Annotated in this window: 6 protein-coding genes; all 6 read left to right on the top strand. The window is 73.4% G+C overall.

The window, feature by feature from the left end:
• Positions 1-1,866, top strand: a 1,866-nt coding sequence (infB, locus tag G6W55_RS36450; protein WP_254876583.1) for a translation initiation factor IF-2, incomplete at its 5' end; no start/stop codon positions are given.
• 145 nt (positions 1,867-2,011) lie between these two features.
• Positions 2,012-2,305 carry a DUF503 domain-containing protein gene (locus G6W55_RS36445; RefSeq protein WP_030797063.1) on the top strand — a complete coding sequence of 98 codons (294 nt, stop codon included), beginning with the start codon at positions 2,012-2,014 and terminating at the stop codon, positions 2,303-2,305.
• Between the two features lie 32 nt (positions 2,306-2,337).
• Positions 2,338-2,787: a 30S ribosome-binding factor RbfA gene (gene rbfA / locus G6W55_RS36440; protein WP_175524905.1), complete on the top strand. Its 450-nt coding sequence runs from the start codon at positions 2,338-2,340 to the stop codon at positions 2,785-2,787.
• Positions 2,784-3,689 (top strand): tRNA pseudouridine(55) synthase TruB, encoded by a 906-nt coding sequence (gene truB, locus G6W55_RS36435; RefSeq protein WP_175524904.1) that lies wholly within the window; start codon positions 2,784-2,786, stop codon positions 3,687-3,689. Before rbfA ends, truB begins: the two co-directional genes overlap by 4 nt.
• Positions 3,690-3,936: 247 nt before the next feature.
• Positions 3,937-7,452, top strand: a complete 3,516-nt coding sequence (locus G6W55_RS36430; RefSeq protein ID WP_254876582.1) for a serine protease — start codon at positions 3,937-3,939, stop codon at positions 7,450-7,452.
• 148 nt (positions 7,453-7,600) lie between these two features.
• On the top strand, positions 7,601-8,271 hold a 671-nt coding region (locus G6W55_RS36425), incomplete at its 3' end, for a bifunctional riboflavin kinase/FAD synthetase (RefSeq protein WP_175524902.1).

Below are 8,271 nucleotides of genomic sequence, written 5' to 3'. Positions count from 1 at the left end.
CAGAGGCGCCAGGAGTACGAGGCCATGCAGGCCCCGTCGGTCGGCGGCGTGATGCTGCCTCGCGGCAACGGCGAGACCATTCGCCTGTCGCGCGGTGCGTCCCTCACCGACTTCGCGGAGAAGATCAACGCCAACCCGGCGTCGCTCGTCGCGGTCATGATGAACCTCGGCGAGATGGTCACCGCGACCCAGTCCGTCTCCGACGAGACCCTCCAGCTCCTCGCGGGCGAGATGAACTACGAGGTTCAGATCGTCAGCCCGGAGGAGGAGGACCGCGAGCTGCTCGAGTCCTTCGACATCGAGTTCGGCGAGGACGAGGGCGACGAGGACGACCTGGTGGTCCGTCCCCCGGTCGTCACCGTCATGGGTCACGTCGACCACGGCAAGACCCGACTGCTCGACGCCATCCGCAAGACGAACGTCATCGCGGGCGAGGCCGGCGGCATCACCCAGCACATCGGTGCCTACCAGGTCTCGACCCAGGTCAACGACGAGGACCGCGCGATCACCTTCATCGACACCCCGGGTCACGAGGCGTTCACCGCCATGCGTGCCCGTGGTGCCCGGTCGACGGACATCGCGATCCTGGTCGTCGCGGCCAACGACGGCGTCATGCCGCAGACGGTCGAGGCGCTCAACCACGCCAAGGCGGCCGACGTCCCGATCGTCGTCGCGGTCAACAAGATCGACGTCGAGGGCGCCGACCCGACCAAGGTGCGCGGCCAGCTCACCGAGTACGGGCTGGTGGCCGAGGAGTACGGCGGCGACACCATGTTCGTCGACATCTCCGCCAAGCAGGGTCTGCACATCGACTCGCTGCTGGAGGCCGTGATCCTCACGGCCGACGCCTCGCTCGACCTGCGGGCCAACCCGAACCAGGACGCGCAGGGCATCTCGATCGAGTCCCGTCTCGACCGCGGCCGCGGTGCCGTGGCGACGGTCCTCGTCCAGCGAGGCACGCTGCGGGTCGGCGACACGATGGTCGTGGGCGACGCCTACGGCCGCGTGCGCGCCATGCTCGACGACAACGGCAACAACGTGGCCGAGGCCGGCCCGTCGACGCCGGTCCAGGTCCTCGGCCTGACCAACGTCCCGGGCGCCGGCGACAACTTCCTCGTCGTCGAGGAGGACCGTACGGCCCGCCAGATCGCCGAGAAGCGTGCGGCCCGTGAGCGCAACGCGGCCTTCGCCAAGCGCACCCGCAGGTTCTCCCTGGAGAACCTGGACGCGGCGCTGAAGGCCGGCGAGGTCCAGCAGCTCAACCTGATCATCAAGGGTGACGCTTCCGGATCCGTCGAGGCCCTCGAGTCCTCGCTGCTCCAGCTCGACGTCGGCGAAGAGGTCGACATCCGCGTCCTGCACCGCGGCGTCGGTGCGGTCACGGAGTCGGACATCGACCTGGCCATGGGCTCGGACGCCATCGTCATCGGCTTCAACGTCCGCGCCGCGGGCCGTGCCCAGCAGATGGCGGAGCGCGAAGGCGTCGACGTCCGGTACTACTCGGTCATCTACCAGGCGATCGAGGAGATCGAGGCGGCCCTCAAGGGTCTCCTCAAGCCGGAGTACGAAGAGGTCGAGCTCGGTACGGCGGAGATCCGCGAGATCTTCAAGTCGTCCAAGCTGGGCAACATCGCCGGTGTCCTCATCCGCTCGGGCGAGGTCAAGCGCAACACCAAGGCCCGGCTCATCCGCGACGGCAAGGTCATCGCGGAGAACCTCAACATCGAGGGCCTGCGTCGCTTCAAGGACGACGTCACCGAGATCCGCGAAGGGTTCGAGGGCGGTATCAACCTCGGCAACTTCAACGACATCAAGATCGACGACGTCATCGCGACGTACGAGATGCGCGAGAAGCCGCGCGTCTGATCCAGCACGCGATCGGGGCCGGTCGGCGGGGATTCCCGGAAGGGAAACTCCGTCGATCGGCCCCGGCCGTTGCGTGTACGGTTCCCGTATCGGCGTCGAAGCGTGGCGCCCGTACCCCGAACCGGCGGGACATCCGGATACACATATGTATGTGGGGACTCTGTCCTTCGACCTGCTCCTCGGCGACGTCCACTCGCTCAAGGAGAAACGCTCCCTCGTCCGTCCGATCGTGGCCGAGCTCCAGCGCAAGTACGCGGTGAGCGCGGCGGAGACGGACCATCAGGACCTCCACCGCAGGGCCGGGATCGGGCTCGCGATGGTCTCCGGGGACATGGGACACCTCACCGACGTACTGGACCGCTGCGAGCGGCTGGTCGCCGGACGGCCCGAGGTGGAACTGCTCTCGGTTCGACGCAGGCTCCACAGCGACGAAGACTGAAGTACGAAGTAAGCACTTAAGGAGACGGACCAGTGGCCGACAACGCGCGCGCCAAGAGGCTGGCGGACCTCATCCGAGAGGTGGTGGCCCAGAAGCTCCAGCGCGGGATCAAGGACCCGCGGCTCGGCTCCCACGTCACCATCACGGACACCAGGGTCACGGGAGACCTCAGGGAGGCGACCGTCTTCTACACCGTGTACGGGGACGAGGAGGAGCGCCAGGCCGCCGCCGCGGGCCTGGAGAGCGCCAAGGGCATCCTGCGCTCCGAGGTGGGCCGCGCGGCCGGGGTGAAGTTCACCCCGACGCTGGCCTTCGTCGCCGACGCCCTCCCGGACAACGCCCGCACCATCGACGACCTCCTCGACAAGGCGCGTGCCGCCGACGAGAAGGTCCGCGAGGCGTCCGCGGGCGCCGGGTACGCCGGCGGGGCCGACCCGTACCGCAAGCCCGGTGACGAGGAGACGGACGACACCGCCGAATGAAGCAGAAGCACACCCCGCCCGACGGCCTGGTCATCGTCGACAAGCCGTCGGGTTTCACCTCCCACGACGTCGTGGCCAAGATGCGGGGGATCGCCAGGACCCGCCGCGTCGGCCACGCCGGCACGCTCGACCCCATGGCGACCGGCGTGCTCGTCCTCGGTGTGGAGCGGGCGACCAAGCTCCTCGGTCACCTCGCCCTCACCGAGAAGGAGTACCTCGGCACGATCCGCCTCGGCCAGACGACCCTGACGGACGACGCCGAGGGCGAGATCACCGCCTCCGTGGACGCCTCGAAGGTGACCCGGGAGGCCGTCGACGCCGGTATCGCCAAGCTCACCGGCGCCATCATGCAGGTGCCGTCCAAGGTCAGCGCCATCAAGATCGACGGCGTCCGCTCGTACAAGCGGGCCAGGGACGGCGAGGACTTCGAGATCCCGGCCCGCCCGGTGACCGTCTCCTCCTTCGCGGTGTACGACGTCCGGGACGCCGTCGCCGAGGACGGCACGCCCGTCCTGGACCTGGTCGTGTCGGTGGTCTGCTCCTCCGGCACCTACATCCGCGCCCTCGCCCGCGACCTGGGCGCGGACCTCGGCGTCGGCGGCCATCTCACCGCCCTGCGCCGCACCCGCGTCGGGCCGTACAAGCTGGACTCCGCGAAGACGCTCGACCAGCTCCAGGAGGAGCTGAGCGTGATGCCGATCGCGGAGGCGGCCTCGGCGGCCTTCCCGCGCTGGGACGTCGACGCCAAGCGGGCCCGGCTGCTCACCAACGGCGTGCGCCTGGAGATGCCCGAGGAGTACACGGGGGTCGGCGCCGTCGCCGTCTTCGATCCCGAGGGGCGGTTCCTGGCGCTGGTGGAGGAGCAGAAGGGCAAGGCGAAGAGCCTTGCCGTGCTGAGCTGAGCCGGTGAGGTGAGGTGTCCGTGGAGCGGCGAACACGGGGTGTTCAATGCCGCCGCTCCACGGTCCCCCCTCGGTTCCCCCACCCCTAGGGTGTATCCAGCGTCCCCCGTTCATTCACCCGTCCGGGCAGGCGCTCGGAGTGAACCGAGGGAGCGCGAGGGGGCGCGTTCGCCAGGGGATCTGTCCCGCTGATCATCCCGCGCCTACCGTCGACCCCAGGGCAGACGGGCGGCGGGGAGGTACGGCGATGGCGGCAGGGGGCCACGAGGCGTCATCCGACCTCACGCAGCCCGCTCTCACGCACCCCGCTCTTACGCACCCCGCCGAAGCCTCCCTGGTCCGCATCCGTGACCTCGCCGGGCGCCCGCGCGGCACCGGCTTCGTCGCCGACCACCACGGCACGGTGATCACCAGCCACGAGGCCGTGGACGGCCTGCCCCGCCTCGTCCTGCACACCGCCGACGACCGCGACCGCGCGGTGACCGCCGACGCCGTCACCCCGCTCCCGGAGCTGGACCTCGCCCTCGTCCACGCCGAGGGCCTGGACGTGCCGCCGCTGCCGCTGACCGTCCGGGACACGGTGGAGGCGGGCCGTTACGTCAGACTCCCCGCAGGTTGCTGGCGCGAGGCGCGTGTCCTGGGCGAGACCCCGGTGACCTACACGGCCACGGACCGCCCCCGTCTGCTCGACGGCGCGCTGGAACTGGCGATCGGCACGGCGGGCCGCGACGCGCTGCGGCTCGGCGGCGGCGCGGCCGGCGGACCGGTGCTCGACGCCACGACCGGCGCCGTCGTCGCCGTCGTGGGCACCGCCCTCCAGTGCGGCGGCCGCGACGCGGGCTTCGCCGTCCCGCTGCGCCCCGCCGACGGCCCCCTCGCCGACCTACTCGCCCGCAACGCGGCGACGGTCCCGGCCTACGGCGCCGACCTCAACCTCGCCGGGGTCCTCGAACTCGCCGCCACCTCGGTGGGCTCGGACGGCCCCCCGTACCCCGGTTCCCCCACCGTGCCGCCCCCGGTCGAACGCCCGGCTCCCGCACGGGAGTTCACTGCGTTCGACACGAGCCCCGCCACGGTCCTCGGCCTCGTCGGCGCCCCCGGCAGCGGCCGTACGACGGAACTCGCGGCGCTCGCGGCCCGCCGCGGCCGGGGCGGCGCACCCGCGCCCACGCTGTGGCTGCGCGGCGCCGATCTGCGGGCCGAGGACGACTCGATCGCCGACGCCGCGCACCGGGCGCTGCACCGCGCGGCCCGGATCGTGAGCGCGTCGGCAGAGCTGTCCGACACCGCCTTCGACGACCTCTGCCCCGCCCGGCTCGCCCGCCTCGCCCACGCGGCCGGTCGCCCCCTGCTGCTGCTCCTCGACGGCCCGGAGGAGATGCCGCCCGCCCTCGTCCACCGGCTCGCCGAGTGGACGCGCGCCACGGACGGTTGGCTGCGGGAGGCCGGGGCTCGGCTGGTGGTGGCCTGCCGCCCCGAGTACTGGGAGCGGGCGGGCGCGCACTTCCCGGCCGAGTCGCTGCACGGCACGGCGGGGAGCGCCGGGGAGTTCCCCGCGTGCGTGCGGCTCGGGGATCTCACCCCCGAGGAGGCGTACGAGGCGCGGGCCCGGTACGGCGTCCCGGAGACCGCGCTCACCGCGCCGGACGCGCGCCATCCGCTCACCCTGCGGCTCCTCGGCGAGATCCGCGCCGCCCTCCCGGCCGACGCGCCCGCCGGCCCCGTCGACCGCCATGACGTCCTCGGCGCCCATCTCGACCTGATGTGCCTGCGGATCGCCGTCCGCCTCGCCGCCGGGAGCGGACTGCGCGGCACCGCCGTACGGCGGCTCGCGGCGAAGGTGGCCGGACAGGTGCACGAGGCCGCCCGCCGCAGCCTCGGTCCCGGGCAGGGGGAACTGGACCGGGAGTCGTTCGAGGCGGTGTTCCCGTGGGGCCAGGCCCCCGCCCGCCTCGGCGGCGGCACCGGCTGGGCCTCCGCCGTGCTCGCCGAGGGCCTGCTCGTGCCTGCGGGAGGCGGTTACCGCTTCGCCCACGAGGAACTGGCCGACTGGATCCAGGGCCTCCACCTCGATCTGGACGAGGCGGTCCGCGCCCTGGTCCACCGGCCGGGCGAGGAGGATGGGGAGCCCGGGGGACGCCCGCTTCCCGTCCCGCACCACCGCATCGGCCCCGTCGTCCAGGCCCTGCTGCTCCTCGGCCGTCACCAGGGCGCTCCGCGGCTCACTCGGCGGCTGGAGGAGCTGGCCGACGCCCTGGACGCCGACCCGGCCTCCTGGTGGGCCGCCCGGCTGCTCGCCGAGACCCTGCTGCGCGTCCCGGACGCGACGCCGTACGCCACCGTCCTGGGACGGATCGCGGACGGGATCGCGGGGAGCGGAGGCGGCGGTGTGGTCGTGGGGGAGGGGCGCGGGGGACGGGTGTCGTCGCTCCCGGAGTTCGGGCCGGGCTTCTGGACGGCGATCCGGGTGCCGCTCGACCTGCGTCTCGACCTGCTGCGCCGGCTGGTGCTCGCCGATCCGGCCGCCCCGCCCGACGCGGACGCGCCGCGCGGCCCCCGCTACCTCGACACCGTGGCCCGGCTCCTCGCCGCCCGCCCCACCGACGTACAGCTCTGTCTGACCCACTGGTTCGACGACGAGCGGCCGCTGCCCGCCGCCCCGCACGCCACCGTGGCGACCGCCGCGCAGGCGCTGCTGCACACGCACCGGCACCGCGCCCTGGACGACCTCACCGAGGCCCTGGCCGGCCGTGCGCACCGGCGGGCCGACGAACTGCTCGCCGTCCTCGCCGAGGAGGAGCCCTCCGCGCTGTGCCGGGCCGTCGAACGCTGGGCCCACGACGACCGTTCCGCCCGCCGGGCCGCCGCCGTCGCCCACGGACTGCGCGCCGCACCGCACGTCACGACGGACACCGACCGCAGGCTGCTGCGCCACGCCGCCCTCGCCCTCCTCGCCCGCCCCGCCGACCGCACCCTGCACACCGGCGCCCTCGGCCTCCTCGTCCGGGACCTGGAGACCCGGGCCGGGTATCTGCCGCAGGCGCTGCGGCGGTTCGCGGACGGCGACCCCGGGCTGCCCGCGCACGCGCTGCTGGCCGCGCTCGCCACCGACCCCGACCCCGAGCCCGTCCTGACCGCCGTCCGGACCCGGCTGCGCCGCCCCGACGCCGGTGCGGGGCGCGTGCTGCGGGCGCTCGTGGAGGCCGCCACGCCCGCGCTGGCCGGCCGGGTCGCCGCGCTCGTCGCGGAGGGCGTGGAGCGGCATCCCGAGGCTGCTGGGGACGTGGCCGCCCATGTCGACCGGCGCCTGGACGCCGGACCGGCCGCCGATGCCGTGCTGTTCCCGCTGGTCACGGGCCTGCTGGACGAGCGGGCCCCCGAACCCCTGCGGGCCGCCCTGGCCGCCGTTCTGGCCTCGCCCGGAGCACCCGTCTCCCGGCCGCCGCGCCGCGAACTGCTCGACTTCCTGCTCGGCCGCGAGCGGGCCCCGGCCGTCCTGGACGCCGTCCTGCGCGCCGCCGCCCAGTGGCACGGGGAGGAACTGCGCGCCCTGGTCCACCGCACCGGGCTGCTCCTGGTCCGCACCCCGGAGGGCGCCGCCTGCTTCGACCGCGGCCTCGTCGACCTGGGCCGTCATGTCCCCGGTTTCGCCGTCCGGGTGACGGCCTGGCTCACCGAGCAACCGGCGGACTGGGCGGCCGTGGTCGGGCCCAGCACACGGCGGATGCTGGAGAACCTCGCGGGGGCGCGGGTGCCCGTGTGAGCGGGGTGGGGCCTCGATGGGGACTCCGGCGCGTGGGCCGAGTCACAGCCACCATGCCGATGCGGGCCGGGGGCACCCGGCATGGCACCCTTAGACCTGCGTTACCGGCAGACGATGGATACGGACACGGGTTCGAGGAGCGGTCACAGTGCAGCGCTGGCGTGGCTTGGAGGACATCCCCGAGGACTGGGGACGCAGCGTCGTCACCATCGGGTCCTACGACGGAGTCCACCGCGGACACCAGCTCATCATCCGGCACGCGGTCGACCGCGCCCGTGACCTGGGCGTCCCGGCCGTCGTCGTCACCTTCGACCCGCACCCCAGCGAGGTCGTCCGCCCCGGCAGCCACCCGCCGCTGCTCGCCCCGCACCACCGGCGCGCCGAGCTGATGGCCGAGCTGGGCGTCGACGCCGTGCTCATCCTTCCGTTCACCACGGAGTTCTCGAAGCTGTCGCCCGCCGAGTTCGTGGTGAAGGTCCTCGTCGACAAGCTGCACGCCCGGGCCGTCGTCGAGGGACCGAACTTCCGCTTCGGCCACAAGGCCGCCGGGAACGTCGAGTTCCTCACCGAGCAGGGCAAGGTGTACGACTTCGAGGTCGAGGTCGTCGACCTGTTCGTGCGCGGCGAGGCGGGCGGCGGCGAGCCGTTCTCCTCGACGCTGACCCGCCGGCTGGTCGCCGAGGGCGATCTCACGGGCGCGGCGGAGATCCTGGGCCGGCCGCACCGTGTCGAGGGCGTCGTCGTGCGCGGCGCCCAGCGCGGCCGGGAGCTGGGCTTCCCCACCGCCAACGTCGAGACCCTGCCGCACACCGCGATCCC

The organism is Streptomyces sp. CAI-85 (genome assembly GCF_013363615.1).
Lineage (GTDB): Bacteria > Actinomycetota > Actinomycetes > Streptomycetales > Streptomycetaceae > Streptomyces > Streptomyces antibioticus_B.
The sequence above is the reverse complement of the archived record's forward strand: the minus strand, read 5'-3'. Positions and strand labels throughout refer to the sequence as shown.